Annotated in this window: 14 protein-coding genes; 7 read left to right on the forward strand and 7 right to left on the reverse strand. The window is 75.2% G+C overall.

Going from position 1 to position 17,023, the window contains the following annotated elements; all coding sequences use genetic code 11:
- Positions 1 to 64: 64 nt before the first annotated feature.
- The gene (locus ACFW1I_RS26060) at positions 65 to 1,738 is read right to left on the reverse strand and encodes a serine protease (RefSeq protein ID WP_384674320.1); all 1,674 of its coding nucleotides are present in this window, start codon (positions 1,736 to 1,738) and stop codon (positions 65 to 67) included.
- Positions 1,739 to 1,872: 134 nt separating this feature from the next.
- Between ACFW1I_RS26060 and ACFW1I_RS26065 the strand changes: the two genes are divergently transcribed.
- Both ACFW1I_RS26065 and ACFW1I_RS26070 read left to right on the forward strand, forming a co-directional pair.
- A complete protein-coding gene (locus tag ACFW1I_RS26065; RefSeq protein ID WP_384674323.1) occupies positions 1,873 to 2,637 on the forward strand; it encodes an RNA polymerase sigma factor in 765 nt (254 codons plus the stop codon).
- Positions 2,634 to 3,662, forward strand: coding sequence for a CU044_5270 family protein (locus tag ACFW1I_RS26070; protein WP_384674326.1), 1,029 nt, complete (start codon positions 2,634 to 2,636; stop codon positions 3,660 to 3,662). The genes ACFW1I_RS26065 and ACFW1I_RS26070 overlap by 4 nt, the downstream gene beginning before the upstream one ends.
- 48 nt (positions 3,663 to 3,710) lie before the next feature.
- Here the strand turns inward: ACFW1I_RS26070 and ACFW1I_RS26075 are convergent, their stop codons facing one another.
- The gene (locus tag ACFW1I_RS26075) at positions 3,711 to 5,690 is read right to left on the reverse strand and encodes an acetoacetate--CoA ligase (RefSeq protein ID WP_384674329.1); all 1,980 of its coding nucleotides are present in this window, start codon (positions 5,688 to 5,690) and stop codon (positions 3,711 to 3,713) included.
- A gap of 213 nt (positions 5,691 to 5,903) precedes the next feature.
- On the opposite strand from ACFW1I_RS26075, the gene ACFW1I_RS26080 reads away from it, so the two are divergent.
- A complete protein-coding gene (locus ACFW1I_RS26080; protein WP_384674332.1) occupies positions 5,904 to 8,255 on the forward strand; it encodes a glycoside hydrolase family 31 protein in 2,352 nt (783 codons plus the stop codon).
- Positions 8,256 to 8,333: 78 nt separating this feature from the next.
- Positions 8,334 to 9,140, forward strand: coding sequence for a DUF4253 domain-containing protein (locus tag ACFW1I_RS26085; RefSeq protein ID WP_384674335.1), 807 nt, complete (start codon positions 8,334 to 8,336; stop codon positions 9,138 to 9,140).
- Between the two features lie 3 nt (positions 9,141 to 9,143).
- On the opposite strand, the gene ACFW1I_RS26090 is transcribed toward ACFW1I_RS26085, so the two are convergent.
- On the reverse strand, positions 9,144 to 9,743 hold the full coding sequence (locus ACFW1I_RS26090) for an NUDIX domain-containing protein (protein ID WP_384674338.1): 600 nt from the start codon (positions 9,741 to 9,743) through the stop codon (positions 9,144 to 9,146).
- Between ACFW1I_RS26090 and ACFW1I_RS26095 the strand changes: the two genes are divergently transcribed.
- The 3 genes from ACFW1I_RS26095 to ACFW1I_RS26105 all read left to right on the forward strand — a co-directional run bounded on the left by ACFW1I_RS26095 (position 9,722) and on the right by ACFW1I_RS26105 (position 12,263).
- Positions 9,722 to 10,534 (forward strand): M15 family metallopeptidase, encoded by an 813-nt coding sequence (locus ACFW1I_RS26095; protein WP_384674341.1) that lies wholly within the window; start codon positions 9,722 to 9,724, stop codon positions 10,532 to 10,534. The genes ACFW1I_RS26090 and ACFW1I_RS26095 overlap by 22 nt on opposite strands.
- A gap of 80 nt (positions 10,535 to 10,614) precedes the next feature.
- Positions 10,615 to 11,079: a Zn-ribbon domain-containing OB-fold protein gene (locus ACFW1I_RS26100; protein WP_384674343.1), complete on the forward strand. Its 465-nt coding sequence runs from the start codon at positions 10,615 to 10,617 to the stop codon at positions 11,077 to 11,079.
- Positions 11,076 to 12,263, forward strand: a complete 1,188-nt coding sequence (locus ACFW1I_RS26105; RefSeq protein WP_384674346.1) for a lipid-transfer protein — start codon at positions 11,076 to 11,078, stop codon at positions 12,261 to 12,263. The genes ACFW1I_RS26100 and ACFW1I_RS26105 overlap by 4 nt, the downstream gene beginning before the upstream one ends.
- A gap of 64 nt (positions 12,264 to 12,327) precedes the next feature.
- Here the strand turns inward: ACFW1I_RS26105 and ACFW1I_RS26110 are convergent, their stop codons facing one another.
- Genes ACFW1I_RS26110 through ACFW1I_RS26125 form a run of 4 tightly spaced genes read right to left on the reverse strand, consistent with a single transcriptional unit; the run spans position 12,328 to position 16,636 of the window.
- Positions 12,328 to 12,933, reverse strand: coding sequence for an ATP/GTP-binding protein (locus ACFW1I_RS26110; RefSeq protein ID WP_384674349.1), 606 nt, complete (start codon positions 12,931 to 12,933; stop codon positions 12,328 to 12,330).
- Entirely contained in the window at positions 12,914 to 13,327 is a 414-nt protein-coding gene (locus ACFW1I_RS26115; protein WP_030493686.1) for a DUF742 domain-containing protein, read from the reverse strand. The genes ACFW1I_RS26110 and ACFW1I_RS26115 overlap by 20 nt, the downstream gene beginning before the upstream one ends.
- Before the next feature lie 10 nt (positions 13,328 to 13,337).
- Positions 13,338 to 13,781, reverse strand: a complete 444-nt coding sequence (locus tag ACFW1I_RS26120) for a roadblock/LC7 domain-containing protein (protein ID WP_384674352.1) — start codon at positions 13,779 to 13,781, stop codon at positions 13,338 to 13,340.
- Positions 13,778 to 16,636, reverse strand: coding sequence for a nitrate- and nitrite sensing domain-containing protein (locus tag ACFW1I_RS26125; protein ID WP_384674386.1), 2,859 nt, complete (start codon positions 16,634 to 16,636; stop codon positions 13,778 to 13,780). The genes ACFW1I_RS26120 and ACFW1I_RS26125 overlap by 4 nt, the downstream gene beginning before the upstream one ends.
- Between the last annotated feature and the right edge of the window lie 387 nt (positions 16,637 to 17,023).

The raw sequence follows: 17,023 nt of genomic DNA on the forward strand, positions 1-17,023 counted from the left end.
CGCGCGGGCGCGGGGGCGGGCACGGGCGGGGGGGGGGGCCACCCGCGCGCGTGGGCGGGTGGAGTCAGCGGGTGCGGTAGGCGTGGCCGAGGGTCTGGTCGAGGGTGTTGCCCGCCGTGTCGGTGAGTTCGGCGCGCAGCGAGACGGTGCCTCCCGGGGCGGGGTTGCGGATCACGACGGCGCCGTCCGTGACCGGGGTGTCGTTCCAGGTGGTGCCTCCGTCGACGGAGACGCGGACGCGGAGGGAGCGCAGACCCTGGCCGGCGGCGGGGCCCTGGACGGTGACCGGGACGCGGAGGTCGGTGCCGGCGGGGGCGGTGCCGTCGAGGGCGAGCGGCGGGGTGAAGCGGACAACGCTCAGCGGGAGCGCGGTGGGGGTGGCGGTCGCCGCGGAGTCGAAGCTCCAGACGGCGGTGGTGCGCCCCGCGCGCGTGCCGGAGCCGTGGAGGGCGGTGGCGGTGAGCCGGTAGCGGGCCCGGTCGGCGGTGGCGAGCGTGAAGGAGGCCCGGCCCGGGGCGCCCCGGTGGGTGCCGACGAGGACGCCGTCCCGGTGGAGGGTGGTGGCGGCCGACCGGAAGACCGGGTCGGAGGGGGCGTGCCCGTCGCCGTCGGCGAGCAGCGGCAGGTCGAGGGCGAGCCGGTCGCCGTCGCGGACGCCCGCGGGCGGCGCGTCGGGGTCCTCGTCGAGGGCCGGGCCGAGCACGGCGTTGTCGAAGGTGTGGGTGAGGGTGGCGCCTGCGCGGACCGGGAGCTCCTCCGCCTCGTACAGGTTGGACGGCGCCTCGGGCGTGCCCGGTGTGCTGTACGCGAGGTCCCAGGTGCCGCGTTCGGGGGTGACGTGGAAGGTCGCGGTGCCGGTGCGGGCGAGCTCGGTGGTGAGGCTGACGGTGGTGCCGTCGGACGGCTGGATCGCGGCGGAGCCGAAGCCGCCGGCGCCGTCCCGGTCGGCCGCGCGGGCCTTGAGGGTGGCCAGGTCGTCGGCGGCGGGCCTGCGGACGAAGCCGGTGAGGGCGCGGCCGGAGGTGAAGCGGTAGCCGAGGCCGTAGTCGGCCCGCTCGCCGATCCAGTAGCCGTCGAAGGTGGCCGTCACGGAGCCGGGTTCGGCGGCGGGACCGAGGTGGGCCACGCGCAGGCCGGTCGCCGAGGACATCAGGTTCAGGGAGCGCGTCTGTCCGTCGTGGCTGACCTCGACGAACGACATCGCGTGCCGGGGTTCGGCGCCTGCCTCGGGCGGGCGCACGTCGATCGGGGACGTGGTGCGGGCGTCGACGGTCACGGTCGTGTCGTGGTCGAGGTCGAGACGGGGCTGGACGAGCCAGTCGGTGCCGGCGCCCTTGTACTGGGGGTACACCTCCGAGCCGAGGAGGTAACGGCCCTTGGGCAGGCGGAGCGTGACGGTGCCGGAAGGGTCGTGGACGTTCTCCTGGACGTCCCGGCCCGGGCCGGAGATCCCGGTCACCTGGGTCGCGTAGGCGGAGGCCGCGGCGCCGGTGCGGTCGAGGTGGCGGATGGTCAGGGTGACCGTCTGGTCCGGGGCGGTGGAGGCCAGGGCGAGGGGCGGGACGGTGAGGGCCGTGGCGGTGAGGGCGGTGGCGAGGGCGAGGGTGCGGAGGGTGGGCCGGATCCAGGATCCAGTCTTCTGGATCGTGGATCCGGTAGATCGGATCGTGGATCCAGTACGTCGGATCGTGGATCCCGTAGATCGGATACTGGATTCAGTCGTCGCTGTGTCGTTCATGCAGGGAACTGGGCGCCGGGCGGCCGGAGTTCCCGTGACCTGGGACACAGCGGGTGCCGGGCCGGGTGTGCGGTGTGGTGCGGGTCACGGGAACCCGGGCGAACCGGCGGTCAGTACCCGGTGTGGAACCAGAAATGAGAGAACGTTTCCGGGCCGGGGATCCCTCGGCGCTCGGTGAGGCGTACGACGCGCACGCACGGGTGCTGTTCCAGTACGCGTACCGCATGTGCGGCGACCGCGCCGCGGCCGAGGACGTCGTGTCCGCGACCTTCCTGGAGGCATGGCGCTGCCGGGGCAAGGTCCACGCGGAGGGCGGGAGCCTGAGGCCGTGGCTGCTCGGGATCGCGACCAATGTCCTGCGCGGGGCCGCGCGGGAGGCACGGCGGCGTGACGCGGCGCTGGCGCGGATGCCCGACAGCGGGGTGCTGCCGGACTTCAGCGACGCGGTGGCCTCGCGGCTCGCCGACGAGGAACGGCTCCGGGCCGCGCGGGTGGCCCTCGGCCGGCTCCGGCGCCGGGAGCGCGAGGTCTTCGGCCTCGTCGTGTGGGCCGGCCTCGACTACGCCACGGCGGGCGAGGCGCTGGGCATCCCCGTCGGCACCGTGCGGTCCCGGCTCTCCCGGGCACGGGAGCGGCTGCGGACGCTCGCGGAGGCGGAGCTGCGCTCCGGGCGGCGCCGGCGCGGCCGAAGGGCGGACGGCGGAGCCTCCGGGCCCCCCGGCTCCGGCCCCGCGGCCGGGACCATCGCCAGTCCTGCCGCCGGTCCCGCCGCCGGCCTCGCCGCCGGTCCCGCACCAGCCCCGGCGCCCGGCGCCGCCGCGACCGTGCCCGTGCCCGTGCCCGTGCCTGCGGGCCGTACCGTCCTCGTCCCCCGAACCTCACCGGAGAAGCCGGCATGAACGACATCGATCCCCGACCCCGTCCTCAGGACGCGCTGCTCACCGAGCTGACGGAGCTGCTGCCCCCGCCGCCGGTGCCGGAGTTCGCGCCGGAGCGGCGGCGGGAGCTGCGGCGGACGCTGATGGCGTCGGCGCGGCCCGCGCGTCCGGCGGCGTGGTGGACCCGGAAGGCCGTGCGGTTCGCCGTGCCCGCCGTGGTGTGCGGCATCGCGGCCGGCGCGGTGCTGGTGACCGCTCCCCCGGAGCCGCGCGACCGCCCGGCGGTGCGGGCGGAGGGCGCCTCCGCGGTGCTGTCGCGGGCCGCGCTCGCCGCCGCCTCCGCGCCGGCGCCGGACGCGCGCCCGGAGGAGTTCGTGTACGTGGAGAGCCTGGTGTCCCGGGCCGGGCGTCCCGCCGGTGGCGGGGCCGCCGTCGTGGAGCCCGCGCACCGGCGCCAGGTGTGGCTGTCGGCGGACGGCAGCCGGGCCGGGCTCGTACGGGAGGCGGGGTCCGCCGATCAGGAGCTGTCGCCGAGGCTGCCCGTGTACGAGCTGGAGCACCCGGGCGCCGAGCCGCGGCGGACGGTCCTGGAGCCGTCGGAGGCTTCGGTGACCGCTCCGACGCACGCCTTCGTGGCGGGGCTGCCGACCGATGCCGACGCGCTGCTGCGGCTGGTGCGGGAGCAGACCCGTACCGGCGGCGGGGACGCGGACCAGCGGGCGTTCGGCGCGATCGGGACGCTGCTGGCCGAGACCTGGGCGCCGCCGAAGGTGACGGCCGCGCTGTTCGAGGCGGCCGCGCGGATCCCCGGGGTCGTGGTGGTGTCGTCCGCGCGGGACGCGGCGGGCCGGGAGGGCGTGGCCGTGGCCCGTACCTCCGGCGGGGAGCGGACCCAGTGGGTCTTCGACCGGTCCACCTCCGCCTTCCTCGGGGAGCGGACGGTGCTCGTCGCGGGCTCGGACGCCGGGCCGGCCGGGACGGTGCTGAGCGAGACGGCGGTGCTCACCAAGGCCGCGGTGGCGCGGGCCGGTCAGCTGCCCGGCTGAGCCGGTCCTGAGGGAGGGGCGCCCCCGCGGGGGGCGCCCCTTTCCGTGTCAGCCGCGGCGGACGGCCGCGAGGGACTCGTAGAAACGCAGGAGGTCGAGGTTGTCGACGGAGCCCGCGTTGACGGCCTTCTCCAGGGCGGTGCCCTGGAGGAGGCGCTTCACCGGGACCTCGATGCGCTTGCCGGTGAGGGTGTGCGGGATGCCCGGGACCTCGATGATCTCGTCGGGGACGTGGCGCGGCGACAGTTCGGTGCGGATCGTGGTCCTGATCCGGGCGATCAGGTCGTCGTCGAGGGCGGCGCCGTCCGCGAGGTGGACGAAGAGGGGCATCCAGTAGCCGCCGTCCGGTTCCTCCAGGCCGATGACGAGGGATTCCCGGATCTCGGGGAGCCGCTCCACCGCCTCGTAGATATCGGCGCTTCCCATCCGGACGCCCTGGCGGTTGAGGGTGGAGTCGGAGCGGCCGTGGATGACGACCGAGCCGCGGTCGGTGATCGTGATCCAGTCGCCGTGCCGCCACACGCCGGGGAACATCTCGAAGTAGCTGTCGTGGTAGCGGCTGCCGTCGGGGTCGTTCCAGAAGTGGATCGGCATGGACGGCATGGGGTTGGTGACGACGAGCTCGCCGACCTCGCCGACGACGGGCTTGCCGGACGGGTCCCAGGACTGGAGGTCGGTGCCCAGGCCGGCGGCCTGGAGCTCGCCGATGTGCACGGGCAGGGTGGGGACGGCTCCGGCGAAGCAGGAGCAGACGTCGGTGCCGCCGCTGACGCTGGCGATCCACAGGTCCGCGCGGACCTCGTCGTGGAGCCAGCGGAAGCCGTCGGGCGGCAGCGGGGAGCCGGTGGTGGCGACGCACCGCACGGCGGACAGGTCGAAGTCGCGGCCGGGGTGCACGTCGGCCTTGGCGCAGGCCATCACGTAGGCGGCGGAGGTGCCGTACAGGGTGGCGCCGGTGCGCTCGGCGACGCGCCACTGGGCGCCGGTGTCCGGGTAGCCGGGGCTGCCGTCGTACAGCACGACGGTGGTGCCGGTGAGAAGGCCGGAGACGAGGAAGTTCCACATCATCCAGCCGGTGGAGGTGTACCAGAAGAAGACGTCCTCGGGGCCCAGGTCGCAGTGGAGGCCCAGCTGCTTGAGGTGCTCGACGAGGATGCCGCCCTGGGACTGGACGATCGCCTTCGGCAGGCCCGTGGTGCCAGAGGAGTACAGGACCCACAGGGGGTGGGCGAACGGGACCTGCTCGAAGACCGGTTCCACGTCGGCGGCGACGAGGTCGGCCCAGTCGAGGGCGCCGTCGGGGGCGGGGGTGCCGAGGAGCGGGATGTGGACGACGGCGCGCAGGGTGGGGAGTTCGGCGCGGAGCTCGGCGACGGTGTCGCGGCGGTCGTGCTGCTTGCCGCCGTAGCGGTAGCCGTCGACGGTGAAGAGGACGACCGGCTCGACCTGCTGGAAGCGGTCGAGGACGGAGCGGGCGCCGAAGTCGGGGGCGCAGGACGTCCAGACGCCGCCGACGGCGGCGGTGGCGAGCAGGGCGACGACGGCCTGCGGGACGTTCGGCAGGTAGCCGCTGACGCGGTCGCCGGGGCGGACGCCGAGGGCGCGCAGCTCGGCGGCGAGCGAGCCGACCTGGCGGCGGAGCTCGGCCCAGGTGATCGGGGCCGGCTCGTGCGTCTCGTCGACGTGGAGGAGCGCGGTGTCCTGGGGGCGGTCGGCGGCGGCGCGCAGGGCGTGCTCGGCGTAGTTGAGGGTGGCGCCGGGGAACCAGTCGGCGCCCGGCATGGAGCGGTCGCCCAGCACGCGCGCGTAGGGGGTGGAGAAGCGGACGTCGAACCATTCGGCGACGGCCTGCCAGAAGGTCTCCAGCTCGTCGACGGACCAGCGGTGCAGCGCCGGGTACCCGCCGTCGGCGGGTGCGCCGTGGTGCTCGGCGGCCCACGCCTGGAAGCGGGTGACGGCGGCGTGGGCGATGCGCTCCTCGTCCGGCTGCCAGAGCGGCTCGGTCGGCTCGGTCGGCGCAGATGTCATCGGGTGGCTCCCTGGCTGTACGCGGGTCGGCGTGTGTCGCGCGCACGTGCGGGGGTGTGCGCGTGACGCGGCTGACAGGACGATGCCATGGGAGCGGCTTTCGCACCAGGGCCGCCCGCCCGTGGTCGGCCGGTTGAACATGTGCTCCCACCACGGGTGAACGGCAGTTGAACGGGGCTCGTGAAGCCGCTGGTGGGTGGCAGGGTGAGCCTCATGGACGGTCGTGGACTGGTGCGTTCGGTGAGGGTGTTCGGTTCGGTGCAGGGGCTCAGGACGGTACGGGCGGCGTGGCGGCAGCGGCGGGCGGACGCAGCGGCGCTGCCGCCGCGGGGGGCGGAGCGGGCCCGGGTGCCGGGTCCCGCGGACGGGGCGGAGGCGCTGCCGGGCGGGGGGATCGTCCGGTTCGCCCGGTCGTCGCTGCGGGTGTGCGTGTCGGCGGGCGGCACGGTGTTCTGGGGGTGGGACGGGGCGGAGCCGGAACCGTCGTACGCGCTGGCGGGCCCGGCGCCCGAGCCGGACCCCCGGGCGGTCCTGGAACCGGACACGGACGGCGGCTGGCGGGTCGTGTCGGAGCGGGTGACGGTGGCGGTGTCGCGGCACGGGGCGGTGGAGATCCGCACGCCCGGCGGGGTGATGCTGCGGCGTGATCTGCCGCCGCGCTGGTGGGAGCCGGTGGGCGGGGGGCCGTCGCGGTGGGCGCAGCGGGCCGAGGTGCCGGCGGACGCGCGGTTCTTCGGGCTCGGCGGGCGGGCCTCGGGGCCGCGGCTGCGGGACGGCTCGTACCGGCTGTGGAACACGGACCCCAAGGGGCGGTTCGGGCCGGACGACGATCCGCTGTACCTGACGATGCCGGTGCAGTTCGTGGTCGCGGACGCGGGGACGCACCTGGCCTTCCACGACAACTCCTGGGACGGGCGGGTGACCCTCGCGGAGGGCGAGGAGGGGGCCGGGTCGGGGCACGACCGGCCGGGCACCAGCGAGGTGCGGATGGAGGGCGGGCCGCTGCGGTGCTGGGTGGTCGTCGGGACCCCCGCGCGCGTGCTGCACAACTGGGCGGCGCTGACCGGGGCGCCGGCGCTGCCGCCCGCGTGGGCGCTGGGGCCGCAGCACGCGCGCTGGGGGTTCGGGAGCGCGGCGGAGGTGCGGCGGGTCGTGGCCGGCTACCGCGAGCGGGGGCTTCCGCTGTCGGTGGTGCACCTGGACATCGACCATCTGGACCGGCACCGGGTGTTCACGGTGGACCGGGAGCGGTTCCCCGATCTGCCGGGGCTCGCGGAGGAGCTGCGCGGGGAGGGCGTGCGGCTGGTGTCGATCGTGGACCCGGCGGTCGCGGCCGAGCCGGGGAACGTGCTGTACGAGGAGGGGCGGGCGGCCGGGGCGTTCGTGCGGGACGCGCGGGGCGCGGAGGTACGGGGGGTGGTGTGGCCCGGGGAGTGCGCCTTCCCCGACTTCACCGATCCGGCGGTGCGGGAGTGGTGGGGCGGCCTGTACGAGGAGCGGCTGCGGCAGGGGTTCTCCGGCATGTGGCACGACATGAACGAGCCGGTGTCGTTCGCGGCGTTCGGCGACCCGACGCTCCCCCGGTCGGCCCGGCACCACCTGGACGGGCGGGGCGGCGACCACCGGGAGGCGCACAACGTGTACGGGCTGCTGATGGCCCGGGCCGGGTACGAGGGGCTGCGGCGGCTGCGTCCCGAGGAGCGCCCGTTCTTGTTCACGCGCTCGGGGTGGGCGGGGATGCAGCGGTACGGGGGCACCTGGTCCGGCGACGTGGCCACCGGCTGGCCGGGGCTGCGGGCCTCGCTGGCGCTGGTCCTGGGGCTCGGGCTGTGCGGGGTGCCGTACTCGGGGCCGGACGTGGGCGGTTTCGACGGGAGTCCGTCGCCGGAGCTGTTCCTGCGCTGGTTCCAGCTGGGTGCCTGGCTGCCGCTGTTCCGGACGCACGCGGCGCTGGACGCGGGCCGGCGGGAGCCGTGGGAGTTCGGGCCGGAGGTGCTGGAGCACGCGCGCGTGGCGCTGGCCGAGCGGGAGCGCCTGCACCCGTACTTCGTGACCCTGGCCCGGCTCGCGCGGATGACCGGCGCGCCCTACGCGCGGCCGGTGTGGTGGGGGACGCCCGAGGACCGGGTCCTGCGGGAGTGCGAGGACTCGTTCCTGCTCGGCGACGCCCTGCTGGTGGCGCCCGTGCTGCACCGGGGGGCGGACCGGCGGGCGGTGCGGCTGCCGCGCGGCCGCTGGTACGACACGGCGACCGGCGCGGCGTACGAGGGGCCCGGGCAGGTGCTGCTCGACGCGCCCCTCGCGCGCGTGCCGGTGCTGGCCCGGGCGGGCGCGGTGCTGCCGGTGCGCGGCGAGGACGGTCGGCCGGCGCTGGAGGTGTGGGCGCCCGCGGCGGGCCGGACGGGCGGGGGGCTCGTCGTCCGGGACACCGGCGACGGCTGGGAGCCGGCGGAGATCGAGCGCTACCAGTCGCGGCTCGTGGACGGCCGGGTCGTGGTGGAGCGGGTGACGGACGAGGGGCCGGTGGAGCCGGAGCTGCCGGTGCGGGTGCGGGGCGGGGTGTGAGGGCGGAGCCGGGTGCGAGGACGGAGCCGGGTGTGAGGGCGGGCGGCGTTGTCGGACCCGCCGCCTAGCATCCGGGACATGCATCTGGAATCCCTCATGGACGAGGACATCCGGCTTCCCGCCGGCCGCGTGGTGACGGTCGGCGAGGGGGACGGCGGGACGGCGCCGTTGTGGTTGAGCGACGGACCCGCGCCGTTCGGGTCGTGGGGGCGGATACGGGCCGCGCACGCGCGGACCGGACTGTGGCCGCTGCTGCTCGAACCGCTGGACGGGGAGCGGGGCTTCCGGCCGTGGGCGTCGGGGGAGCTGTACCCGGAGGAGTCGTCCCGGCCCGCCGCGCACGATCCGGCGGCCCTCCTCGCTGCGTGGTGGGAGGGGTGCACCTCGGTCGACGAGGAGGACGACCCCCTCTCCGCCGAGGAGCGGCTCGCCGTCACCGCCCCCTACGGGGCGGTCTGGCCGGGGCTCGCTCCCGGGCGGACGCCCGCGGAGGAGCCCGACGCGCACGCCGCGGAGACCGCGGAGGTGTTCCTGTCCCTCGGGACCGACGCGCGCCTGGGGCTGGTCGAGGCCGCCTCCGGGGCGGAGGCGCTGGCCGCCGTGGGCTGGTCCGGGCCGGCCAACCACGAGAACGACACGGGGCGGATCGCCGCGGTCGTCGCCGACTGGGAACGGCGCTTCGGGGTGCGGGTGTTCGCGGTCGGGTTCGCCACCCTGCGGCTCTCCGTCGCCGCTCCCCCGGCCACCCTGGACGAGGCGCTGCCCCTCGCGGCCGAGCACTTCGCCTTCTGCCCCGACAACGTGTGGCAGGGGCACTGCAAGGACCTCACGGCGTACGCGGAACACCTGGTGGGGGCGGACGAGTGGACCTTCTGGTGGGACTGACGGTCAGCCGTACGCGCCCGCGAACCACTTCCTCATGGCCTCGGTGTGGAGCGGGAAGACCAGTTCGCGCGGTTCGGGGACCACGATGCGGGCGGAGGTCTCCGGGGTCGGGGTGAAGGCGGTGAGGGCGTCCGCCTCGACGGGTGGGAGGAGGCCGAAGACCAGGAGGTGGTCGGCGGAGGACAGGACGTCGGCGAGACGGACGGAGCCGGGGTCGGCGTCCAGGCCGGTCTCCTCCTGGAGTTCGCGGACGACGGCGGTGTGCCAGTCCTCGCCGTGATCGATGAAGCCGCCGGGGAGTGCGGTGCCGCCGTGGCCGGGGTGGATGGCGCGGGTGACGGCGAGGAGGCCGGTGCCCTGGGGCGAGGTGACGGGGAGGAGGGCGACGGCGACGGGGAGGGGGTTGCGGTAGGCGGTGGTGGCACAGACGGGGCAGGTGCGCGGCCAGCCGGCGGTGCCGGCCGGGTAGCGGGCTCCGCAGGCCGAGCAGTGGGAATGGAGGGCGGGCTTGGTGTCGGTCACGGGGGGACCGTATGCGAGAGGCTTTCCCGGCGGGGCGGGAACTGGTAGACCCGGTGCGCATGACTGGACTTGCCTCTGCATTCCGTACCCTCGCCGTCACGGGCGCGGCCGCGCTGCTCGCCTGCGCGGGGGCCGTCGCCTCCCCCGCCGCGGCCGTACCCGAGCCGAAGGCGCCGCGGGAGTTCGTGGCGCTGGACTCGGTGGACCGGACGATCCTCCAGGAGATGCGGTACACCACGGCGCACAACTTCGTGGGTGAGCCGATCGACGGGTACCGGCAGCCGCTGTGCGTGCTGACCCGGCCGGCGGCGGAGGCGCTGCACCGCGCGCAGACCCGGCTGCTGGCGCGGGGGTACTCGCTGAAGGTGTACGACTGCTACCGGCCGCAGCGGGCGGTGGACCACTTCGTGCGCTGGGCGGAGGACCTGGCGGACGAGCGGATGAAGGCGGAGTTCTATCCACTGGTGGCGAAGGAGCGGCTGTTCGCGGACGGGTACATCGCGGAGAAGTCCGGGCACAGCCGGGGTTCGACGGTGGACCTGACGGTCGTACGGCTGCCGGCGGCGCGCACGCGCGCGTACGTGCCGGGCGAGGAGCTGACCTCGTGCACCGCACCGTACGAGGAGCGGTTCCCGGACAGCTCGGTCGACATGGGGACCGGGTACGACTGCTTCGACACGCTGTCGCACACCGAGGACCCGCGGATCACGGGGGTGCAGCGGGCCAACCGGCAACTGCTGAAGGGCGTGCTGGAGGCGGAGGGGTTCGTGAACCTGCCGGAGGAGTGGTGGCACTTCACGTTCAGGCCGGAGCCGTTCCCCTCGACGTTCTTCGACTTCCCGGTGGCGCGCCGGTCGGTGGCCGGGCACTGACGTCTTCCCCGTCCCGGGGGCCCGTGCCAGACTCGGCAGCAGACTTCTGACAGGTCGTCAGATCGCTGGGAGGGCCGGACATGACACGGAAGCGCAGGCCGGTGGTGGCCGGCTGGTTCACCGACGACACGGTCCCGGACGGGGAGTTCCGGCTCCTCGCCACCCGGTGCTCGGCCTGCGCCGCGGTGTTCTTCCCGCGCGAGGACGACTTCTGCCGCAACCCGGAGTGCCCGCGCGACGGCACGCTCGACGAGACGCCGCTCTCGCCGCGCGGGCGGGTGTGGTCGTACACCGACGGGCGCTACCGGCCCCCCGCCCCGTACGTCTCCGACCCGGAGGCGCCCTGGGAGCCGTACGTCCTCGTCGCGGTCGAGCTCGCCGCCGAGGGCATGGTGGTGCTGGGGCAGGCCGCGCCGGGGGTGCGGACGGCGGACCTCGCGGTGGGGGCCGAGGTCGAGGTGGTGCCGGGGGTCCTGAACGAGGACGCCGAGCACGTCTGGACCACCTGGCGCTGGCGGCCCGTGGGGACGGAGGCGCGCGCGTGAACGACATCGCCGTCATCGGGGCCGGGATGCACCCCTGGGGCAAGTGGGGGCGGAGCTTCGTCTCGTACGGGACCGCCGCCGCCCGCGCCGCGCTCGCCGACGCGGGCGTGCGGTGGTCGGACATCGGCTCCGTCGTCGGGGCCGACACCGTGCGGTGCGGCTATCCGGGGTACGTGGCCGGGGCGACCTTCGCCCAGGCCCTCGGCTGGCAGGGGGCGCGGGTCACCAGCGTGTACGCGGCGTGCGCCTCGGGCGCCCAGGCCATCGGCGCGGCCCGGGCCCAGATCCTGGCCGGGCTGGCCGACGCGGTGCTCGTCGTCGGCGCGGACGCCACCCCCAAGGGGTTCCTCGCGCCGGCCGGCGGGGAGCGGCCGGACGATCCGGACTGGCTGCGGTTCCGGGTCCTCGGCGCCACCAACCCGGCGTACTTCGCCCTCTACGCCCGCCGCCGGATGGCGCTGTACGGGGACACCGTCGAGGACTTCGCCCGGGTCAAGGTGAAGAACGCGGCGGCCGGGGCGCTCAATCCGATGGCCCGCTACCGGAAGCCGGTGACGCCCGAGGAGGTCGCCGGCTCGGCGGTGGTCGCCGATCCGCTGCGGCTGCTCGACATCTGCGCGACCTCGGACGGCGGGGCGGCCCTGGTGCTGTCCAGCCTGGACTTCGCCCGGCGGCACGGGCACCCGGACCCGGTGCGGATCCGGGCGGTGTCGACCGTCTCCCCCACCTACCCCAAGGCGGTGCTCGACCTCCCCGACATCGCGACCGACGCGACCACCGCGGCGGCGCCGGCGCCGCACGCCTTCCGGGCCTCGATCGCGCGGGCGGCGTACGAGGAGGCGGGGCTCGGGCCGGAGGACCTGTCGCTGGCCGAGGTGTACGACCTGTCCACCGCGCTGGAGCTGGAGTGGTACGAGGACATCGGCCTGTGCGGGCGCGGCGAGGGCGCCACGCTGCTCCGGGACGGGGTGACCCGGCTCGGCGGCGCGCTGCCGGTGAACGCGAGCGGCGGGCTCGCCTCCTTCGGGGAGGCGGTGCCCGCCCAGGCGATCGCCCAGGTCTGCGAGCTGACCTGGCAGCTGCGGGGCGCCGCGGGCGACCGGCAGGTGCCGGGGGCCCGGGCCGGGATCACCGCCAACCAGGGCCTGTTCGGCCACGGTTCGGCGGTGGTGGCGGTCCGCTGAGGGGTGTGCGGGGGCCGCCACGCGCGCGTGGCGGCCCCGGACCACGGGAACCGGACCGTACGGCTCAGGTCGCCACGGACGCGTGGTCCCGGTCCGCCAGGACCAGGGCGTGCTCGACGACGGCGACGAGGACGCTCTTGACCGACTCGCGGTCGCGGGCGTCGCACATCACCAGCTCGACCTCGGGGTCGAGGTCGAGCGCCGCCCGGACGGTGTCCGTCGGGTAGCGGCGGGCGCCCTCGAAGCAGTTGACGGCCACCGTGAACGGGATGCCGCGCCGCTCGAAGTAGTCGATGGCGGCGAAGCTGTCCTCCAGGCGGCGGGTGTCCGCGAGCACCACCGCGCCCAGCGCCCCCTGGGCCAGCTCGTCCCAGAGGAACCAGAAGCGGTCCTGTCCGGGGGTGCCGAACAGGTACAGGACCAGGTCCTCGCGGAGCGTGATCCGGCCGAAGTCCATGGCGACCGTGGTGGTCGTCTTGGACTCGACACCGTGCAGGTCGTCCACGGGGCGGCCGGCCTCGGTGAGGACCTCCTCGGTCCGCAGCGGTCTGATCTCGCTGACCGCGCCGACCAGTGTGGTCTTGCCGACCCCGAAGCCGCCCGCGACCAGGATCTTCAGGGTCACCGGCTCGACGGGGGTCTTGGTGCGGCTAGAGCGCCCGAAGGCCATTGATCACCTCGCGGAGGATGCTCACGTCCGGCAGCTGGGCCGGCGGAACGGGGCGGGTCACGTGCACGAGTTCCTCGTCGACGAGGTCGCCGACCAGGACCCGGACCACCCCGACGGGGAGGTCGAGTCCGGCGGCGAGCTCGGCGATCGACTGGGGCTGCTCGGAGCAGCGTTCGACGATCTCCACGTGTTCCGGGGAGAGCGACTGGTCGCGGCCGGGGTCGTCGGCGGCGGGCTCGGGGACCACCACGGCGATGAGGTCGAGCCGGTGGCGGCCGGCGGCGCTCGTCCGGCCGCGGGTCATCGCGTAGGGACGGACGACCGGTCCCGCCTCGTCGTCGTACCAGTGGTGGGGGGCGGCCGTCGGCCGGCCGCGCTCGGCTGCGTCGCTCATGCGGGGCGGCTCACCCTCCCGTGGGCAGACCGGTCCGGGGGGCCGTGCCGAGATGGGTGCCGACCCGCTTGACCATGAGGGTCATCTCGTAGGCGACCTGGCCGACGTCGGAGTCGGCGTCGGCCAGGACGGCCAGGCAGCTGCCGTCGCCCGCGGCGGTCACGAAGAGGAAGGCGTCCTCCAGCTCGACCACGGTCTGGCGGACCCGGCCCGCCTCGAAGTGGCGGCCGACGCCCTTGGCGAGGCTGTGGAAGCCGGAGGCGACGGCGGCGAGGTGCTCGCCGTCCTCGCGGCTCAGGTCCTTCGACGCGCCGGTGGGCAGGCCGTCGCTGGAGAGCACCAGGGCCTTGCGGATGGCGGCGACGCGCTGGACCAGCTCGTCGAGGAGCCAGTTCAGCTCGCCGTTGCCGTGGACGGAGCTGCTGGTGCTTGCTGCGGCGTTCGGTGCGGTCATCGACCGTCCCCCTCGGGTGTCGTTCCGTGTGCTGTGGTGTCGTCCGGGCCGGTGCCGTCCCGGCGTCCGCGCTGCCAGCCGCGCTGCATGGCGGCCATGCGGGCGCGCACCTCCTCCGCGTCGCGCTCGAAGGCGTCGTCGGTGTCGCCGCGCTCGGCGGGGCGGTCCCCGGCCGGGGCGTCGGCCGGCTGCTCGGTATCGCGGAGCTGCGGGACGAGGCTGGCCTGGCGGACCCGGCGCGGCAGCCCGTCGAGCGACGGGGCCGGGTCCGGCTCGCCCGCCGGCGGGGCGGTCGGGACCGGAGCCGGGCGGGCCTCGGTGCCTTCCGGGCGTACGGGGACGAGCGTGGGGCCGGTGCGCGGCGCCGTCCGGCGGTCCGCGCCGGGGGCGGGGTGCGCGCGGCCGGGCTCGTCGAGCCGGCGCCCGTGGTCGACGACCAGGGTGGGCTGGCGGCGGCGCGGCAGCGCCAGCGGGCCGTGGGCGTCGTCCTCGCCGGCCGGCTCGTCGTCCCGGCGGCCTTCGGCCTGGTCGGGGGCCTGCTGGTGCTGCTCGCCGGCCGGGACGAGGCCGGTGCGGCGGCGCTGGGGGCGGAAGAGGCCGCCGCGCTCGCTGTCGCTGTCGAGGAGGTCGGCGGAGCGGTCGAGGAGCGCGTCGATGTCCTCGGGGCCGAACGGCGGCTCCAGTTCGACCGGGCCGTCCAGGGGGCGTTCGAGCGTCCGGTCGGCGACCGGGGCGAAGGTGCCGTCCACCGGCCGGTGTCCGGCCGGGCCCGTCTCGTCCGCCAGGTCGGGCACGCGCGCGAGGGCCGGGCGGCGCTGCGGGAGCGGGGCGTCGCCGAGCATGCCCGCCGCCGACCCGGAGGTCGTAGGGGATCCGCCCGTGGCGTGGTGCGCGTCGCCCTCGGCGGGGCGGGGGTCGAGGGTCTTGCGGTCCAGGCGGAAGCCCGCGCCCTGGGTCTCGGGGGCGTCGGTGAGCAGCGCGGCCGGGATGAAGACGACCGCGGTGGTGCCGCCGTACGGGGAGGTCTGGAGCGAGACGCGGACGTTCTGCCGCTGGGCGAGCCGGCTGACCACGAACAGGCCGAGGCGGTCGGTGTCGGAGAGCTCGAACTCGGGGGTCTCGGCGAGCCGCAGGTTGGCGTCGAGGAGGACGTCGGCGCTCATGCCGAGGCCGCGGTCGTGGATCTCCAGGGTGAAGCCGTTGGCGACGCGCTCGCCGAGCACCTGGACGGCGGTGTGCGGCGGCGAGAACACCGTGGCGTTCTCCAGCAGTTCGGCGATGAGGTGGGTGAGGTCGGCGACGGCGGGGCCGCCGACGCCGAGCCGGGGCAGCCGGCGGACCTCGATGCGCTCGTAGTCCTCGACCTCGGCGACGGCGGCCCGGACCACGTCCATGAGCTGCACGGGCTTGCGCCACTGGCGGGAGGGGGCGGCGCCGGAGAGGATCACCAGGCCCTCGGCGTGGCGGCGCATGCGGGTGGTGAGGTGGTCGAGCCGGAAGAGGTCCGCGAGCTCCTCGGTGTCCTCGGTGCGGCGCTCCATGGTGTCGAGCAGGGTGAGCTGGCGGTGGAGCAGGACCTGGTTGCGGCGGGCGAGGTTGACGAAGACCTCGGCGACCCCGCGGCGCATGTCGGCCTGCTTGACGGCGGCCTCGACGGCGGCGCGCTGGAGGGTGTTGAGGGCCTGGCCGACCTGGCCGACCTCGTCCTCGCCGTACCGCAGGTGCGGGACCTCGGTCTCGACGTCGACGTGCTCGCCGGCGGCGAGGCGGCGCATCACGCTGGGCAGGCGGACTCCGGAGACCTCCTGGGACTCCTTCTGGAGGCGGCGCAGGTCGCGGACGAGCGAGCGGCCGATCCGGACCGAGATGCCGACCGAGGCGAGCAGCGCGAGGAAGCCGAGGACGCCGGCGACGCCCGCCTTCAGCAGCACGCTGTACGCGGCGGGCTGGACGCGGTCCTGGTAGCGGTCGCCGGCGGCGGTGTTCTCGCGGGCCAGCTCGTCGAGGACGGGGCTGGCCTCGTCCTGCCAGTAGGCGGGGGTCGAGGAGCGCGGCCGCTCGGTCGCGCCCTCCTTGACGAACGCCTCCTCGGCGGTGCGCAGGGCCGCGGTCTCGGGGCTGCGCCAGTACTGCTCGAAGCGCTGCCGCTCGGTGGCGGGGAGGAGTTCGAGGTTGACCTCGTAGGTCTGCTTGCGGACGGCGACGAGGTCGGAGACGGCACGGATCTCCTGCTCGGTCACCCGGTCGGCGACGAGCGCGGAGAGGACGAGGGCGTCCTCCCGGGAGAGGAGTTCGCGGGCGCGGGTGATGCCGACGAGGGCGCGGCCCTGCTTGTCCATCTCGACGTTCTCCAGCGCGTGGAGGGTGACGAGGAAGCTGTAGCAGGGGTCGACGAGCCGGTTGTAGAACTCCAGGGCCTGGAGGCGGCCGATGCTGCGCTTCTCGACCGAGCGGCGCAGCGAGGAGATCTCCTCGAAGGCGGCCAGGAGCGAGTTGAGCTTCTGGGTGGTGACGGGGCGCATCTCCTCGCGCACGCCCGGGTCCTCGGCGTTGGCGCGGATCCGGTCCATCTGCCGGTCGGTGGCGAGGCGGGCCTCGCGGAGCTGGCTGAGGGCCTCGGAGCCGCGCGGGTCGGCGAGGTAGACGAGGGACTGGCGGCGTTCGAGCTGGATGACCCGGGCCGTGTCCTCGATGGGGTAGCCGACCTTGTCGACGATGTAGCCGACGTCGAGGAGCTGGTCGGCCTCGCGTCCGGTGAGGACGGTGGCGAAGCCCCAGAGGCCGGTGAGGGAGACGAGCGGTACGAGGAGCAGCGCCACGATCTTCCGGCGGATGGACTTCCCGCGAAAGCGCATGGCCTCCCCCAGTACGGTCTCCGCGGCCACGGAGGTCCCTCGAACGGTGTCGCCGCGTCAACACGGCGCGTCAACCTTCGGATTCAACAAACGGCGGCGTGAGCCTACTACTGCATCGCGACCATCTCGAAGGTCTGTCTGGGCGATTTTCAGCCTGTCGAGTGAGCGTTGATCATGAGATGTCCTGGTATTCCAGGAGTTCGGATCGGCCACTGTGGCGCAGGACACGTGACAGGGCGCGATTTCCCGTCCTGGGCGCAATGGCTGGAATCGTTCGTTCCGCTCGCGATGTCGGGTGAAGCGGGGAAACCTTTTCCCTGTCCGGAGCGTCATGAAGTACGGGGGAACGCTCGGTCCGAGGACGGACCGGAAGCGGCCCGGCCGTGA

The sequence above is a fragment of the Streptomyces sp. NPDC058955 genome (assembly GCF_042741435.1).
In the GTDB taxonomy this organism is placed as follows: Bacteria; Actinomycetota; Actinomycetes; order Streptomycetales; family Streptomycetaceae; genus Streptomyces.

Bases quoted from the DNA above. Each gene is read 5' to 3' on its own strand.
- ACFW1I_RS26095 (WP_384674341.1), top strand. From the start codon at position 9,722: ATGACTGGACTTGCCTCTGCATTCCGTACCCTCGCCGTCACGGGCGCG.
- ACFW1I_RS26125 (WP_384674386.1), bottom strand. From the start codon at position 16,636: ATGCGCTTTCGCGGGAAGTCCATCCGCCGGAAGATCGTGGCGCTGCTC.
- ACFW1I_RS26065 (WP_384674323.1), top strand. From the start codon at position 1,873: ATGAGAGAACGTTTCCGGGCCGGGGATCCCTCGGCGCTCGGTGAGGCG.
- ACFW1I_RS26070 (WP_384674326.1), top strand. From the start codon at position 2,634: ATGAACGACATCGATCCCCGACCCCGTCCTCAGGACGCGCTGCTCACC.
- ACFW1I_RS26100 (WP_384674343.1), top strand. From the start codon at position 10,615: ATGACACGGAAGCGCAGGCCGGTGGTGGCCGGCTGGTTCACCGACGAC.
- ACFW1I_RS26075 (WP_384674329.1), bottom strand. From the start codon at position 5,690: ATGACATCTGCGCCGACCGAGCCGACCGAGCCGCTCTGGCAGCCGGAC.
- ACFW1I_RS26090 (WP_384674338.1), bottom strand. From the start codon at position 9,743: ATGCAGAGGCAAGTCCAGTCATGCGCACCGGGTCTACCAGTTCCCGCC.
- ACFW1I_RS26115 (WP_030493686.1), bottom strand. From the start codon at position 13,327: ATGAGCGACGCAGCCGAGCGCGGCCGGCCGACGGCCGCCCCCCACCAC.
- ACFW1I_RS26085 (WP_384674335.1), top strand. From the start codon at position 8,334: ATGCATCTGGAATCCCTCATGGACGAGGACATCCGGCTTCCCGCCGGC.
- ACFW1I_RS26120 (WP_384674352.1), bottom strand. From the start codon at position 13,781: ATGACCGCACCGAACGCCGCAGCAAGCACCAGCAGCTCCGTCCACGGC.
- ACFW1I_RS26060 (WP_384674320.1), bottom strand. From the start codon at position 1,738: ATGAACGACACAGCGACGACTGAATCCAGTATCCGATCTACGGGATCC.
- ACFW1I_RS26080 (WP_384674332.1), top strand. From the start codon at position 5,904: ATGGACGGTCGTGGACTGGTGCGTTCGGTGAGGGTGTTCGGTTCGGTG.
- ACFW1I_RS26110 (WP_384674349.1), bottom strand. From the start codon at position 12,933: ATGGCCTTCGGGCGCTCTAGCCGCACCAAGACCCCCGTCGAGCCGGTG.